The organism is Bacteroides sp. GM023, assembly GCF_014750685.1.
GTDB lineage: Bacteria > Bacteroidota > Bacteroidia > Bacteroidales > Bacteroidaceae > Bacteroides.
In genome coordinates this window covers 115990-132523 of sequence record NZ_JAAXGE010000002.1, presented here as the reverse complement: position 1 = coordinate 132523, position 16534 = coordinate 115990, and the positions used below count along the sequence as shown (strand labels likewise).

Here is a 16534-nt window from a genome sequence, read left to right as displayed (position 1 = left end):
GTATTATAAGTTGTTCAGTGAAGTGATTACTTTCTTCAGATTGCTGCTCGCTGTCCATTCTTGCAGGCGTTGGCGGAGTTGTTCGTCCGTAATCCTGCTGTGGTTGTTGGACAGCAGTTCGAGGTGAAGTTCGAGTAGCTGTTTGAGTCCGGTGACAGGTTTGTCGGGTAGTCCGCAGATAAGTACGGTGAGCAGTTCTTCCAGTTGATGGTTGTGAAAGGTGCTTCGCTTGTACATGCTTTCATACACTTGTGTGGTGAAACGTTTGAGCGGTGCAAGTTCCATACTGATGAGGCGTGCCAGGATTTCGCCTGTCCGGCGGTTGTTTATTCTTCCTGCGGTGAGTCCTTCTATCCATAATTCTGCTGCATAGGAACGGACGGTTTTGTCGACAAAGAGCAGTGAGCCGCCTAATAGAAGCAAGCTCATTTCCCGGAGCGGGCAATGGAAAGAGAGAAGCATGCGCAGGGCGTGGGCAATGCTGCGTTTGCTGTCTTCCTGTGGAGTGCCGAAAGATAGATAACAGGAGATAATTTGAGCTATCAACGGTTCCGGACGGTTGGGAAAGCAGCATAGCAGCGGTTCCATGTAACGGGAATCGTCTATGTTGTATTTGCTGTTAAGAATCAGATGCTCCTGCCATAATTGATGGCTGTTGCGTTCGGCATATTCATGCCATTTGTAGAACTCCAGTTGGAGCAGGCGCCTATCTGTCTCGTATGGCTTTTCTTTCGATTTCAATTCTTTCCATTCATAGTCTCCTGACAGGTAGTTGTGTGGCAATGTGCAGCAGGAGAAGGATTTGAAGGCTTCAAATTCTGTTTCCGGCGATTTCACCAGTCCGGCTGTTACCCAGGCGGGTTGGTGGGTGTAAGGCGGTTCGGGCATGGTATTCTCATCCAGCAGGAACAGGAAAAGGTGCAGATATTCGTTTTTCAATACTTGCCGGGCGGTAGCGATAGCTTCTTCTTTATCTTCCATGGCACAGCGGGCAATAGCTAGTTGGAAATCCCATGTGCAGGGTTTTGCATCTGCTGCTTGGTAGGCGGCAAGTCGTCGTACAAGTTCTGTGGCTTGTATGTATGCCGGAGTGTGGGTGGGAGTGGAGAGCAGGGGTAGTGTACTGCCGTCCTTAACTCTGCGGATGACGTCCAGCCATAGTTTTTGGATAGGGGTGAAGCAGGTTGCATCGCTGTATCCCGGTTTCCAGTCGGCGAGCCGCTTGAAGGCGCGTTCGTCATAGGCTCCTCTGTTTGAGTCTATCCCTTTCAGTCTTTCTTCCAGACGGGTGAACATATTTCTCAAGACTCCTGTCTTCGAAGTGTCTTTCTGTGCCCATAAGCGTTGGTATTCAAGGAGGAAGGTGGCAAGAAGGTCTTCGTATGCTATCCAACTGTTGATAACGGCGTTGGATGCCCGTTGGAAGATGGGCTCCATCCGGCTGAAATCTTCTTCATCCAGTTGGGGATGGAAAGTGATGATGGCTGCAATCGTTGTGTCTATCTCCCAACTGTCTTCCATGTCGAACAAGCGGCTGAGTTGGAATAGGAAATCTTCTTTGTTGGCAGGAAAGGAGATACGGTTGTCTTCCTTGCAAATGCGGAGAGCTTCCATAGTGGGTTCTTCGGAAAGAGAGTCTGCGGAAGGATGGTCTGCGGTTGCTGCGTTTGATGCTGTATTTGTTGCTTCAGCATTGATTGTTTCTGAGTTGGCAGCTCCGGCATTGGCTGTTTTCGTATTGTTAGGCTTGTTTGTGGATTGTGCATTGAAAGTGGCGATAATTGCTTGTACGCTTTGAAACATTTCCGGTTGATAGGATTGCAGCGTTTCTTGAAGAACGGATGAGGAAGCGTCCCCATATTTTGAAATAAAGCCGGCGGCTTTCCTTTGCAGGCTTTCGTCTTTCTTTAGGAATAGTTGGCAGAGAGCAATGCAGCATGCTTCTTTCATTTCGGGATGCTGTGTAGCGATTTTCTCGAAGATGGCATGAATAGTGAGCAACGAGTTTTTGGGACTCGAAAAGAAAAGAGTGGTTACACGTTCTACGAATTCCTGATAACAGAACCCGTCTTCTGCTGCAATTTTCTTGAATTGTTGCAGCATTACATTGACGGGTTTCGTGTAGGAAGAAGTGAATACCTGCATCATTTCTTCTTGTAGGGACAGTAGTTCTTCGGTAGTGGGCTGCAATGTTTCGAAAAATCCGGCAAACCATCCTGTCATGTCTTTCTTGAAATTCCGATGAAAAGTGGCAAGTGTTGCTTTTAACAGTCGGTTTCTGTCTACATGTCCGTCAAGGGAAAAGCGGTAGAGGGCAATGCTGATACTTTCGTCTCGTGCCGTGATTCCTTTTTTATAGGCAGCTTTTGCGCAATCGTCCTGATAACCGATGCCTGATTCGTGCTCGAAGAGTGCCCATATATGCTCTTTCAGTGTGATGTCCCGCCTGAGCAGGAAATCACTGTTGAAAGTATCGTCTCCCTGGGGTTTTTTGCTTCTTATACGGGTTACCCAGGGAAGCACTTTTGCGATGCGTCCTGAATGAAGCTCTTTGAGGTACCCCATGTCCATGAGTTGCATAAGTTCCTCATAATTGAGGTCGAAGCCATACCAGGTTTTATCGTCATTAATAAAATCAGTCAACCACACAGGGCAATATAGCGGGAGTAATTTGCAGAGCATATCGAATTTCATGTCATATGCCATGTCTATTTCCCGTTTATTACCGCATACAAATTGAACAGCTGACAGGAAACGTGCTTGTGCCGGCTTACAGTGCGTCTCACTGAGACAACCTGCAAATCTGCTTTTTATCCACCGTAAATCCTTGATGACAGGCAAGAGTTTCCGCCGTTCCTTCATCGGCAGTTCGAGTAATCTCTTGATAAAAGGTATTAATATCTTCTCTTCATTCTCCGGATTATCCACATAAGCCTTGGATAATTTCTCTAATTCGTCTTTCAGTTCTTCCATTGTACTAGTTTCTTTACCGCTAAAATATGTTTGCAAGCTCCCCGTTCTCCCTGATTACTGCTGAACCAGGTGCAAGTGCAACGTTCTTTCTCATTCTCCCTGTCTAAAATGACAGTGTGTCTCACTCCGCCGCTTCCTGCGACACGGGCTTCCACCCGGTTTCCGTCGTTCGATATAATTTCGACTTTATCTTCTTCCAAGAGTTTCTCCGCAGCCACCATTCGGGGATTGAGATTCATAATCCGTTCGGTCTTGAAAGGCAGACGGCGATAAAAGAAACTGTTTTCATCCAAATCGAACCCTAGTAGTCCCATAGCCGCCAATCGTGCCGAAAGGGAATCTACCCTATCCAGGTCGATATGTTCCTCAATGGCAAAAAGGGTAGGATTGAACTGTTGATTGGCATAGCTGTATTTATCCATAGCTTCTATCCATCTTTCCGGAATGTCTTCGAGCAAGGCATCCAAAGCGGCTCCTTCTCCGGAGAAACCGCGCCAACATTCCCGCGAGAGAGAAAGGCTGAAACGAACCGGGCCGAAATAGAGTTGCCAGGTAGTCGATTGCATGGTGGGGTGGACAAAGACTCTCAACTCATCAGCGAACGGGAGTAGTGGCTCGAGTAACCGCAAACGATGAAGTCCGCCGATACATACGGAATTCAGACTTTTCACCGGTGAAAAGGCGGGTTTTTGACCGCGCATCACTAAATAATAGTCGCATTTTACGGTACTTTTCGGAAGAGTCTGAAAGAGTTGCAAAGTCTGTATGCGATTGAAAGAATAGAGCCGTTCGGCTGCGGATTGATAAATTTGTACCGTAGTCAGCCCTTTTATCCATTTCACAGGGAGGGGAACTTTGCGTTCTATTACTTTCTCACCTTTATTATATAGTCCCACTTCTTTTGGACCGACCGACATTACTACTTTCTCTTGCCTGCCGATACCGCCTAAAGCGGAAATCATCCCTGCATTGAAGTCTACATTCGTCGTTCCGTTCTCCAGAAATTCCCCGTCGTGCCCATCGGGAAGCACATCGACTCTGGCATATACACCTGCACAGTTGGAAAAACCTTCAAAACGCAAGCGGTTGTTTCCTGCCGTCACAATCGGGTCTTTCAGCATCGAAAGTTGTGCCGGTGTCAGATTGAAACTGGATTGCACAACGTTGGATAAGGCTATGAGACAACGTGCTGTCATATAAGGTTGTGTCAACTTCCCCCAAAAGAAACAGGGAGCATCTTTTTTCTCAATTTCGCTGTATTTGGCGAGGAATAGCTCATCCTGGTCGGCAGAGCGTTGCAGTGCGGAAGGGGCGGCGTATTGGTAAGAGATTGTATCAGCCATAGATTAATAAAATAGGAATTTGATTGTACATTCCCCAAATATAGAAATTTATTCTTAGGAAGAAAAGAAGTTGAGTGATTAACATTACTTTCCATAGATTTATTATCTTTGTGCATCTCTAGTAATTATTTGGTTTCTTGGAGAAAATGGGATTGTCTATGTTTATACACAAAGTCATATATCTTATGGGTAGAGATGTTTTGATGAGATTCATGTCTTTAATCGTTTGTAGTTTACTTGTAGCTACTTCATTGCCGGCCCAGACAAGGCTCGATTCTTTACTGAATGAACTGGATAATGTCATAGTAAAAGAGAAAGAATATACCGTACGTAAAGAAAACTATTTGGATAATCTCAAAGAACAACTTCGGAATCAGAATCTTCCCAAAGAAAGCCAATATTCTATTTATCAAAGTCTGGCACATGAATATGAGACTTTTATCTGTGACTCGGCGATAGCTTATGCTACACGGGCTTTGGATATGGCTATAAATTTACAGAATGCCGGATGGGTAAATGATAGTAAAATACAGTTGGCACGTGGAGAAGCTAAGGCGGGGATGTTTTCGAAGACGATTGATATTCTGAATTCAATCTCGAGGGAAGACTTAAAGCATCATCAGTTGATTGACTACTATAAGACATATATTGATGTATATATCTATATGATTGAGTATAATGATGGTTATGATTTAGCTGATCTGATTGTGAAAAAGGAGATTTGCCAGGATTCATTGATTCAAATAGCGGATACGGCCACGTTTGAATATGCTACACGGTATGGTTTTCGCTGTATTGAAACAGGAGAATTGGCTACTGCGGAAAGGATATTGCTATCTTATTATCCTAAGGTGAAACAGGATACAAAAGAATGTGCGGAGATAACATCTATTCTTTCATTTCTGTATGAACGGATGGAAAATAAGGAGAAGGCTAAAGAATATTTGGCTATCTCTGCTATCTCTGATATAAAGGCCTCTGTGAAAGAGAATATATCATTGAGGGCCTTGGCTTTTATCTTGTTTAATAGTGATGTAGATATAAACCGGGCAAACCAATATATAAAAAAGAGTTTGGATGATGCTAATTTTTACAATGCACGGTTGCGGAATATACAAACCGCCAAAATGTTGCCTATCATTGACAAAGCTTATCAGCTGGATCGTGAAAGACAACGGGATAGATTACGAATTCTATTGGCAACAGTGAGTGTACTCTCTATCATTTTGTTAGTTGTTATTCTATTTGTCGTAAAACAGATGAAAAAATTGGCAAAGGCAAAGAAACATATCGAGGAAATAAATGCACGTCTGAACGAATTGAATGTAGCCCTGCAGGATGTTAATAAGCAATTAAAACAGACGAATCTTTCCCTTGCCGAATCTAATCATATCAAGGAACTTTTTATCAGTAGCTTCCTTGAAATATGTACTGAATATATCGAGAAATTGGATGCCTTTAAAGGAACAGTGAACCGCAAGGTGAAAGCGGGTCAGATAACCGATATATTGAAGTTGACATCTAAAACAGAAAATTCGGTACTTGAATTAAAAGAATTATATGCTAATTTTGATAATGCCTTTCTGAATATTTATCCTTCTTTTGTTGAAGAGTTTAATAGGCTTCTTCGACCCGAGGAACGATATCCGGCTACTGGAGATAAGTCTCTGAATCAGGAATTACGTGTTTTCGCATTAATCAAGTTAGGAGTTAAGGACATAAATAAAATAGCTGTTTTTCTTCACTATACCCCCCGTACAGTCTATAATTATCGTAGTAAGATTAAATCGAAAGCTTTGAATATGGATGAAGACTTTGAAGAGAAGGTAAAACGTCTTTGTCAGGATAGCTTTTAATGTCTTTATAAAGGGGTAAATTGCTTTTTGAAAGAAAATTCAATTTACATAGATACATGGAGGACTCTTGATTAATAGTTTGATAATCAGTGTAATAATCTAAAAAGCTAACTGTTAATTTTTACCTTGCACTTACTAGCCTATTTGTTTTCTACAATATCTTCTTAGTTTTGCCTTAGAGAATTTCGGTAAAACTAACTTGTTCAACATTACTAATATTTATGGAAAAGCAATTCAGAATTAAACAAATCACACAGTTTTTTGTGCTAGTTCTTTTCATACTCTTTGCTTCCCGGGCAGTTGCCCAGCAGAGTACGGTGAAGGGACTTGTTAAAGATGAGGCAGGAATACCTGTCATCGGAGCAAATGTGTCTGTAAAGGGTACTACTAATGGAGTGGTAACGGATACGAATGGGCGTTTTATACTATCTAATGTCAAAACTGGTGCCACCATCGTATTTTCTTATATCACTTATACCACTAAAGAAGTTGTTTACAAGGGACAGCCCACTTTAATAGTGACTCTGACAGAAGATAATAAGTTGCTGGATGAAGTGGTAGTTATCGGTTATGGTCAGGTACGAAAGGGAGATGCTACCGGGGCTTTAACGAGTCTTAAGGCAGATGACAAAATCAGAGGATTCGCTCCCAATACACAGGATTTGCTGGTTGGTAAGGTAGCAGGAGTGGCTATCACCAGTGAAGGAGGATCTCCTAATGGTGCTTCTTTTATCCGAATCAGAGGTGGTTCGTCCCTTACGGCCAGTAATGATCCCTTGATCGTAGTGGATGGTGTGTTTATTGATAATCAGGGGTTAAATGGTGCCGGAAATATATTAAGCACAATTAATCCAACTGATATTGAATCTTTCACTATTTTGAAGGATGCTTCTGCGACGGCTATTTATGGTTCACGTGCTTCAAACGGTGTTATCCTGATTACTACTAAAAAAGGGTCAGAAGGAAAAGTGAAAATCACCTATGACGGGAATGTATCCATAGGTACTCCCAAAAAGAAAATCGATGTAATGACGGGAGATGAGTTCCGTGTATTTCTCAAAGATACGTATTCAGATTTGAGTATCTATGAGCAAATGGCGAAGAAACAGGGATTGGTAAATACTGATTGGCAAGATGAGATATTTCGCACTACATTGAATACAGAGCATAATCTGAGTGTATATGGAACTGTAGGAAAGCTGATGCCTTATCGTATCTCTTTTGGATATACCAACATAGATGGTATCTTGAAAACGTCCAAGACGGAACGTTATACAGGAAGTTTTTCTATTACTCCTTCTTTATTTGATGATCATCTGAAAATCAATCTTAACGGACGTGGTATGTATGTAAAGAACCGCTTTGCCGATTGGGGAGCTATTGGAGCAGCGATTGTAATGGATCCTTCCCAATCTGTTTATGATAAGGATAGTCCCTATGGCGGATATTTTACATGGAGAGGTGATGATGGAAATGTTATCCAGGTGGCAACCAAGAATCCACTGTCAATGTTGGAAATGACGCAGGACAAATCGAAGGTACGTAACTTTATCGGAAATGCTCAGATTGACTATAAATTGCATTTCTTTCCTGATTTGCGACTGAACATGAATGTAGGTATGGATTATTCGAAAGGAGAAGGTATTAAGTATATTTCAGAATTTGCTCCGTCTGATTATATGTATGGAGGTTATGATTCGAGCTGGAACCAGGAAATTCGTAATTCCTCATTCGACTTCTATGCTCAATATACGAAAGACTTTAATTTCCTGGATAGCAATTTTGATTTGATGGGCGGCTATTCCTGGCAGCATTACTGGCGTGCAGGTGATGGAATAGGCCATCGCATTACGAAGTTTGACGCATACGGTGATCCGCTGCTTGTAACTCAAAGCAATTATGAAACGGAGCACTACATCGTTTCTTTCTTTGGACGTCTCAATTATAATGTGAAAGATCGTTACCTGATGACCTTTACGTTACGTAATGACGGTTCATCCCGTTTTCATAAGGATAATCGTTGGGCATTGTTTCCTTCGGTCGCTTTGGCATGGAGAATATCGGAAGAAAGTTTTATCAAAGACTTAGGATTTATTAATAACCTGAAGCTACGTTTAGGTTGGGGAGTTACCGGACAACAGGATATTAATCAGGGGGATTATCCTTATATGGCTACTTATCTGCATACAGTGGGAGATCAGGCCAATTACCTGCGTGGATACAATAATGGGGTACCTGTATGGGTATCACTGTTACGTCCGGAAGCGTTCAATCCTGATTTGAAATGGGAATCTACAATTACTTATAATGTGGGTGTGGATTATAGTTTATTTAATAACCGGATTGACGGGACGATTGATGTTTATCGCCGTAAGACTAAAGACTTGATAAATGCGGAGACCAAAACAACCGCCGGAACGAACTTTAAAGAATATGTTGCAGCTAATATCGGTAATCTTGAAAATACGGGATTCGAGTTTGCGATCAATGGACGTCCCATTGTCAGTCGAAATTTCACTTGGGAAGTAGGAGGCAATGTAGCCTATAATAAAAATAAGATTACCAGATTAAGTGTTGGAGATGATAAGGATACGAAAAGTGTGAATGGTATGACTGTGCATATGGTGGGACATGCAGCTAATATGTATTACGTTTATGAGCAGATTTATGATGATAAGGGCAAGCCGATAGAGGGGCTTTATAAAGATCAGAATAATGACGGACAGATTAATGAACAGGATTTACGTCCGTATAAGAAATCTGCACCGGATTTCACTCTCGGATTGAATACTCGGTTGAACTGGAAGGCTTGGGATTTGTCTATTGCAGGGCATGGAAGTTTCGGAACTTACAATTATAATGCAATTGCTGCCAATCATGCCGGATTAAGTCCTACCACTATTTATGCCAGTGAATCCTTGTCTAATCGAGTGACAAGTGCCTTTGATACGAACTTTCAGATAGCACAACCTCTATCTGACTACTATGTGCAGAATGCATCTTTTTTCCGTATTGACAATATCGTACTGGGATGGTCGTTTAAAAATTCAAAGCGAATCCCGTTCAACGGAAGAATCTACGGAAGTGTGCAGAACCCCTTTGTATTTACTAAATATAAAGGAGTCGATCCTGAAGTGTTTGGTGGATATGACGGAACTTTGTATCCTCGTCCTATGACATTCTTACTTGGTGTGAATCTTAATTTTTAAAAACATAGAATTATGAAGCAATTATATAACTTGTTATTATTATCTATCTGTTTGCCTATAATCTTTTCTTCCTGTTTGGGAGATTTGGATACAGTACCTCTGACGGATGACAAATTACTTCCTGAGAAAGCTTGGGAAGATCCAGATGCTTATGAACAATTTTTAGCGAAGATATATGCGGGATTGACTCTTTCGGGAAACGAAGGCCCGTTTGGGCTTCCTGATATTTCTGCCAATGATCAGGGAGAAGCTACTTTTCTGCGGTCTTACTGGAATCTGCAGCAGTTGGGTACGGATGAGGTCATTTGTGCGGAAGATAACGAAACGATGAGAGGATTGCAATTCTGTCAATGGAATTCGAATAACAATTTTGTTGCATTGAATTATACGCGTATTTATATGAATATAGCTTATGCCAACGAGTATTTGCGTGAAACGACAGAAGAGAAGTTAGAACATCGGGGTGTGAACGACGGGTTGAGGGCAAAAATTGATGGATTTAGGGCGGAAGCTACGGTGTTACGTGCTATGAATTATTATTTCTTGATGGATCTTTATGCTAATGTTCCTTTTATTGACGAAAGCGTGGCAGTAGGTTCTAGGCAAATAGAACAAAGAGGAAGAGAGTTCTTCTTCGCTTGGATCGAGTCCGAATTAAAGAGTGTGGAAGGGAAATTACCACTGGCTGATAAGGAACATTATGGTATGGTGAATGAGCCTACGGTTTGGATGCTTTTGGCTAAAATGTATCTGAATGCCGAAGTATATATCAGCGAAAAAAGATATGATGACTGTTTGGTTTATTTGAAGAAGATACTGGGAGCGGGATTTACTATTGATCCTGTTTATAAGAATATGTTCTGTGCGGATAATGAGAAATCACCGGAGATAATATTTCCATTGGTTTATGATGGTCGCAGGGCTACAACTTTTGGCGGGACCACCTATTTGATCGCAGCTGCATGCAAATCGGATATGAATCCGCTGACAAATTTGGGATTCTCCCAAGCTTGGTCGAATATCAGAGCGAAGGAGTCTTTATCGACAATGTTTGAGGAAGGTGATAAACGTGCCATGTTTTGGAAACAGGACAGAACTTTGGAGACTTCCGTTTGGTATGATTTCACTAAAGGATGGTCGGTGATTAAATATTCGAATTTGAAGAGTGATGGTACGGCAGGATCAAATAGTGCACATGCCGATACTGATTTTCCTTTCTTCCGTTTGGCTGATGCTTATTTGATGTATGCGGAAGCGGTACTCCGCGGTGGACAAGGTGGTACTAAAGCGCAAGCTTTGCTATATATTAAAGAACTTCGCGAACGTGCAGGTATTTCACCCATTTCGGATATAGAACTGACATTGGACTTCGTTTTGGAAGAACGTGCACGTGAGTTGTATTGGGAAGGCCATCGACGTACAGACCTGATTCGCTTTGACAGGTTTACGAGGAATTATAAATGGCCCTGGAAAAATGGAGTGTTCAGTGGGGTGGCTAATATTGATAGTAAGTACAATCTTTACCCTCTTCCTTCAACAGAACTGACATCTAATCTTGATTTAAGACAAAATACCGGTTACTAAATGAAAAGACACATGAAAACATATCTGAAATATATTGTTAGTATTCTATGCCTGCTTGGCATGGTAGCTTGTAGTGATAGGGATACAGAACCTGCATTGACTCGGGTGGTACCTGGTACACTTGATGATTTTCCGGCTGATAGCTATGAGCTTCAGAATCCGGAGGATGTCGACCCACTCTTATTTACAGCAACCTGGACAGAAACTTTGTTCTATTTGGACGGAAGTTCTACCCCTACTCCGATAGCTCCGGTAGAATATACGTTGCAGGTAGACAGGGTCGGGAATAATTTTGAGACTCCTCAAACGTTGGTGACTACCACTTCTTTAGTTGCAAATGTTTATACAAAGGAATTTAATAATTTGCTGGAAGAAGGTTTGAACGGTGTTCCTGGAGAAAAGATGGAGATAGAGTTAAGAGTTCTGACCAGTTATGGTCAGAATGTGGTCAGAGAGGTTGTATCAGGTAACAAGATACAATTAGCGGTAACTCCTTTCAAAGATAGGGATCCGTTGCAATTGATGTATATCATTGGGGATATGAATGGATGGAATAATACAAATGTAGATGGGATGTATATTATGTTTAAGAACAACAGCGATAGCAAGAACCATGTTTATACTTATACAGGATATATGCCTGCTAACTGTTATTATAAGTTTCTTCCCGAAGAATCATTGGGAACATACAAAGCATATTGTTTCAAGGAAGAAGGTAAACTTGAATATGTGGAAAGTGACGGTGGCTCTCTATATAATTCTACTGACGGTTATAAAACAATTACGATTAATCTCAAGGAACTGACTTACAGCGTTGAAGATTATGATATGACCGGGGTTAAAGTATGGGGCTCTGTCGGATTAATCGGTGAGTTCTGTGGTTGGGATAATGAGCCCTTGATGACGAGGTTTTCTGCTGACAATAGTCATATTTGGAAAATGGATGTTACACTACCGCCTCTTACTTCGGGAGCTACACATCCGGTGAAGTTTCGTGCTAATAAGAGTTGGGACAGTCGATGGGCAGCTACGGATCCGGAATCAGTTCCGTATGGAAAGAGTGTTTTCCTGATGGGTGATGAATATGATCCTAATATTATTTTGCGGGAGGGTGGGGATTATCAGGTAATCTTCAATGACCTGACCGGACATTACATTTTCCAGAAAAAAACAATAAACTAGTCAGAAACATGAAGAAAATACAGATTATATTCGCTTTACTTTGCTTGCTGGCTTTTCTGCCGGCATGTAATGACGACGATCAAAATCGGCTAAATGCAGTGCCTTCTGTAATCAGCGATCTTGAAAGCACAGATTATTCGTTGCCGAAATTTATAGAAGGACAGAATGCTTATTTATTCAGAATGACTTGGACAAAGACTAAGTTCTTTTCAGAATCTGAATCGCCGATTTATGTAGAAGATGTAAGCTATGATGTAGAAGTGGATTTGGCAGAGAGAAATTTTGCTAATCCCCGGACAATCTATTCTACACAACGGCTCTATATGGATGTTTATGAAGAAACTTTGCGTGATATTTTGGTAGACTTGGCAGGTGAAGGAAATGAGGAGACTCAGGTAGTTAGCATCCGTGTCAAGAGTACCGGTAATCAAATAATAACTTATTCGGAGCCACTTCTTCTGTCAATTACTCCTTATGTACCTGAACCGGTTATCGAAGCTGTATCCGGTGTCGTGAATTCTCTACCTGATAATAGCTATATACTCGAAAGACCGACAGGAGAAGATAATCCTTTATTGTTTGCTGCTACATGGACAGAAACGAAATTTTATCTGCAAGGAACTGAGACGCCGGCTCCTGTATCACCGGTAGTAGAATATACCTTACAAATTGATAAAGCTGATAATAGTTTTGAATCTCCTAAAATATTAGCTGTTACTTCCTCGCTTACGGCAAATGTCTTGACTAAGGAGTTGAATAACCTGTTGATTGATAAATTGGGGGCAACTCCCGGTGAGAGCATGAATTTACAAATGAGATTGCTGAGTCATTATAAGGAAGCAGGTATCACAAAAGAGGTTGTATCGAATATAATAACGTTTTCTGCAGTTCCATATGTAGAAGTCGATCCTCGGCGACCTGTATATCTTGTAGGAGATATGAATAGCTGGGACACAACTAATACCGACTTTATGATGTTCAAGGAAAATAGTAACGTACAGAACTACATATATACTTTTACCGGATATTTTAATGGAAATACTTCATTAAAGTTTGTTCCGGAAGAGTCTTTGGGCACTAATAAGGCTTATTGCCGAAAAGAAGACGGCACATTGATTTATGCGGATAGTGAGGAAGGAAAGATTCAAATTACAACCGATGGCTATAAGACGATTACGATTAATTTGGAGAAAATGACTTATCAGGTGATAGAGTATAATGTAGCTGGTGCTATAGAATGGAATACGATGAGTGTCGTTGGAGCATATTGTGGATGGAATCCGTCAAATCCGATAGCGCAGATGACAAAAATGCCAGGTAATCCTCATATATGGAAGTTGAAGATTAATATGCCTTTTACGGAAAACTCGGATAATGGTGTCAAATTCGTGGCTAATAATGCATTTGGCAACAATTATGTTCCTGTAGACCAATGGTCGAATCCATACGGTATTTGTGAATTGAACCCTGTTGATCGGGATGTTAATATTGTCCGGGATGAAGGAGGCAACTTCCTGTTTATGCTTAATGATTTGACAGGGTATTATGTAATGATGAAATTAAATGATTAATGATTATAAATAGAGATACTATGAATCCGGTAAAAATATTTTCGCTTCTGCTATTCTCATTGTTGGTGTTGAATAGCTGTAATGATGATGAGTATACGTGGACTGATATACCTAATAACGAGATAAGTCCAATCACTTCGCATAATAAAGTGATATATGAGGTTAATGTGTATAGCTATTCTTCCGGGCATAATTTCAAAGGACTTGAAAACGACCTGTCTCGGTTGAAAGAACTAGGTGTAGATGTTCTTTGGCTAATGCCTATTCATCCTCGTGGTGAGGAAAATAGGGCAGGAACATTGGGAAGTCCTTATTCAGTGAAAGACTATAAAGGAATCAATCCTGATTTTGGAACAACGGAAGACTTTAAGTCTTTGGTGAAAGCCGCTCATACCATGAATATGGAAATTTGGCTGGATTGGGTGGCAAATCATACTGCTTGGGATAATGTTTGGGTTGCTGACCATTTGGATTATTATGCGGAGAAGGATGGAGAACGTCCTTACTCTCCCGGAGGATGGCTGGATGTCATTCAACTGGATCACAGTAATGTAGAGATGCGTACCGCTATGGCTGATGCAATGAAATATTGGCTGACTGAATTTGATATTGACGGCTTCCGGTTTGATGCGGCTGATTTTGTTCCGGTAGATTTTTGGAGAGAGTTGCGGAAAGAAGTGGATAAAGTAAAAAAGGTAACCTGGCTTGCCGAAGGCTCCGGTTCTGCTAATATGGAGGTCTTTGATTACGACTATGCTTGGGATTTTGCAACTGCATTGAAAGATTTTGGAACAGACAATGATGTTCCGGCACTGATTGCTGAGTGCAAAAAGTTGTTCAATGATGCGGTATACAAGAATAAGGGACGTATGGTTTATATAACTAATCATGATTTGAATGCTTATGAAGGTACAGAATTTGACCGTTATGGGAATAATGTGTTGCCATTGGCAGTCCTGTCCTTTACCATTTATGATATGCCTCTTATTTATAACGGACAGGAAATTGGAATGAATAAATCCATGAACTTTGCTGAGCCCTCAATGGTGGAGTGGGATCCGACGAATAAAGTTTATGTTAATCTGTATCAGAAACTGACTCGCTTGAAACGTACTCAACCAGCACTTGAAGATGGTACAAATCGGGGAGCTTTGAAAATATATTCTACCAATGATGAAAACTTGTTTGCCTATTCACGTATGAGGGGCGATAATGAGGTGCTGGTTCTTTTAAATTTTGCTCAGGTACCTAAAAGACTGCGATTTACCCAGGATGTTCCGGCTGGTAAGTTTAAAGATTATCTGAATGGAGGTGATAAAGAGTTCTCGATAACAGATGGTATCTCGTTGCATGAAAATGGATATGCAATTTTTGTAAAGTAAAACATAGATATGATGAAAAAAAATATACTGCAAATTATTCTTTTAATGACTTTCCTGTTTTTACCTTTATTTGTGGAAGCATCAGTCGGTGAAGGTACTTTCTATGATATTCGTAAATACGGAGCAAAGGGAGATGGTAAAACATTGAATACAAATGCTATTAATTCTGCTATAGAGGATTGTTTCAGGAATGGAGGCGGTAAGGTGTTGATCCCCAAGGGGATTTATCTCACTGGCACAATTTATCTTAAAGATAATATAACACTTTACTTACACAAAGAGGCAGTTTTGAAGGGAACTCCGGATGTCAGTCAATATAAGTCCTATATTCCTTTGGGGAATCTTACTATGTTTGATAGTGGGGAAGGCGGTGAGAATGCGAATAGCTCAGTTGATCCTCATTGGAACCGGGCTTTGATTCTTGGAGTAGGTGTGAGTAATGTTGCTATCGAGGGTGAAGGCATTATTGACGGTAATCATGTGTTTGATCCGGAAGGTGAAGAAAAAATGCGTGGTCCGCATGCGGTAATTTTTGCAGAGTCGCGAAATTTGTTGATGCGTGGAATTACTATGAACTGTGCTTCCAATTATGCATTCATGGCTTACAAAATAGAAGATATGGTATTTCATGAACTTGAATTTAATGAAGGCTGGGATGGAATACATATACGTGGAGGCAAGAATATTACTATCCGTAATTGCCGGTTCTTCACGGGAGATGATGCTATTGCAGGCGGTTATTGGGAAAATATGGTGATAAACGACTGTTATATCAATTCTTCTTGTAATGGGATTCGTATGATAATGCCGGCAACCGGACTTACGATTTCTAATTGTGTGTTCGCTGGTCCGGGCAAATATGCACATCGCACTTCTAAAGAAAAGAAACGGAACAATATGCTGTCTGCTATTATCTTGCAACCGGGTGGCTGGGGGAAAGCTCCTGGTAAAATTAAAGATATACATATACACGATATCAGCATTGATACAATGAATAATCCGTTAATGATTGTATTGAATGAGGGAAATACCGGAAATAATATTCTTGTGGAACGGATGAAGGCTACACATATCAATCAGGCTGCTGTCTCGATTGAAAGTTGGAAAGGAGGAACCTTCAGCGATGTGACGTTCAGAGATATTTCTGTTAATTACATCGGTGACGCGAATCCTGAACTGAAGAATATACAGGTTTGTCAACCACCGGCAGACTCGCGCCCATTACCGTGTTGGGGATGGTATGCGCGTAATGTGGAGAATATGCTTCTTGAGAATGTGAAATTAAATTTCCAGGGAGAAGATATACGACCTGCATTTTGGCTGAATAACATAGGGAAAGCTGAACTGATAAATGTGAATTATCCGGGTTGTGAGAGTAAAAGTTCTATAGTATTGGAGCATACCGGAACTGTTATTAATAAATAAAAGAAGAAG

At 41.0% G+C, this 16534-nt stretch carries 9 protein-coding genes; 7 read left to right on the top strand and 2 right to left on the bottom strand.

From position 1 onward, the window contains the following. Window positions 1-3 precede the first annotated feature (3 nt). Both HC965_RS03400 and HC965_RS03395 read right to left on the bottom strand, forming a co-directional pair. Window positions 4-2973, bottom strand: coding sequence for a DUF6493 family protein (locus HC965_RS03400; RefSeq protein WP_191030128.1), 2970 nt, complete (start codon window positions 2971-2973; stop codon window positions 4-6). Then, entirely contained in the window at window positions 2961-4316 is a 1356-nt protein-coding gene (locus HC965_RS03395) for an SWIM zinc finger domain-containing protein (RefSeq protein ID WP_191030127.1), read from the bottom strand. The genes HC965_RS03400 and HC965_RS03395 overlap by 13 nt, the downstream gene beginning before the upstream one ends. A gap of 185 nt (window positions 4317-4501) precedes the next feature. Between HC965_RS03395 and HC965_RS03390 the strand changes: the two genes are divergently transcribed. The 7 genes from HC965_RS03390 to HC965_RS03360 all read left to right on the top strand — a co-directional run bounded on the left by HC965_RS03390 (window position 4502) and on the right by HC965_RS03360 (window position 16525). Continuing rightward, window positions 4502-6172 (top strand): DUF6377 domain-containing protein, encoded by a 1671-nt coding sequence (locus HC965_RS03390; protein WP_191030126.1) that lies wholly within the window; start codon window positions 4502-4504, stop codon window positions 6170-6172. A 221-nt stretch (window positions 6173-6393) separates the two neighbouring features. Next, complete coding sequence (locus tag HC965_RS03385) at window positions 6394-9381, top strand: TonB-dependent receptor (protein ID WP_191030125.1); 2988 nt, start codon at window positions 6394-6396, stop codon at window positions 9379-9381. 12 nt (window positions 9382-9393) lie between these two features. Then, on the top strand, window positions 9394-10965 hold the full coding sequence (locus tag HC965_RS03380; RefSeq protein WP_191030124.1) for a RagB/SusD family nutrient uptake outer membrane protein: 1572 nt from the start codon (window positions 9394-9396) through the stop codon (window positions 10963-10965). 12 nt (window positions 10966-10977) lie between these two features. Continuing rightward, complete coding sequence (locus HC965_RS03375; protein WP_191030123.1) at window positions 10978-12147, top strand: SusE domain-containing protein; 1170 nt, start codon at window positions 10978-10980, stop codon at window positions 12145-12147. Between the two features lie 8 nt (window positions 12148-12155). Then, on the top strand, window positions 12156-13718 hold the full coding sequence (locus tag HC965_RS03370; RefSeq protein ID WP_191030122.1) for a SusE domain-containing protein: 1563 nt from the start codon (window positions 12156-12158) through the stop codon (window positions 13716-13718). Next, on the top strand, window positions 13718-15100 hold the full coding sequence (locus tag HC965_RS03365) for an alpha-amylase family glycosyl hydrolase (protein ID WP_223854679.1): 1383 nt from the start codon (window positions 13718-13720) through the stop codon (window positions 15098-15100). Before HC965_RS03370 ends, HC965_RS03365 begins: the two co-directional genes overlap by 1 nt. Window positions 15101-15112: 12 nt before the next feature. After that, the gene (locus tag HC965_RS03360; protein WP_191030121.1) at window positions 15113-16525 is read left to right on the top strand and encodes a glycoside hydrolase family 28 protein; all 1413 of its coding nucleotides are present in this window, start codon (window positions 15113-15115) and stop codon (window positions 16523-16525) included. Window positions 16526-16534: the final 9 nt, after the last annotated feature.

What these genes read in the sequence shown, in the direction of transcription:
- HC965_RS03400 (WP_191030128.1), bottom strand. Translation starts at nt 2,973, where the DNA reads ATGGAAGAACTGAAAGACGAATTAGAGAAATTATCCAAGGCTTATGTG.
- HC965_RS03395 (WP_191030127.1), bottom strand. Translation starts at nt 4,316, where the DNA reads ATGGCTGATACAATCTCTTACCAATACGCCGCCCCTTCCGCACTGCAA.
- HC965_RS03390 (WP_191030126.1), top strand. Translation starts at nt 4,502, where the DNA reads ATGGGTAGAGATGTTTTGATGAGATTCATGTCTTTAATCGTTTGTAGT.
- HC965_RS03385 (WP_191030125.1), top strand. Translation starts at nt 6,394, where the DNA reads ATGGAAAAGCAATTCAGAATTAAACAAATCACACAGTTTTTTGTGCTA.
- HC965_RS03380 (WP_191030124.1), top strand. Translation starts at nt 9,394, where the DNA reads ATGAAGCAATTATATAACTTGTTATTATTATCTATCTGTTTGCCTATA.
- HC965_RS03375 (WP_191030123.1), top strand. Translation starts at nt 10,978, where the DNA reads ATGAAAACATATCTGAAATATATTGTTAGTATTCTATGCCTGCTTGGC.
- HC965_RS03370 (WP_191030122.1), top strand. Translation starts at nt 12,156, where the DNA reads ATGAAGAAAATACAGATTATATTCGCTTTACTTTGCTTGCTGGCTTTT.
- HC965_RS03365 (WP_223854679.1), top strand. Translation starts at nt 13,718, where the DNA reads ATGATTATAAATAGAGATACTATGAATCCGGTAAAAATATTTTCGCTT.
- HC965_RS03360 (WP_191030121.1), top strand. Translation starts at nt 15,113, where the DNA reads ATGAAAAAAAATATACTGCAAATTATTCTTTTAATGACTTTCCTGTTT.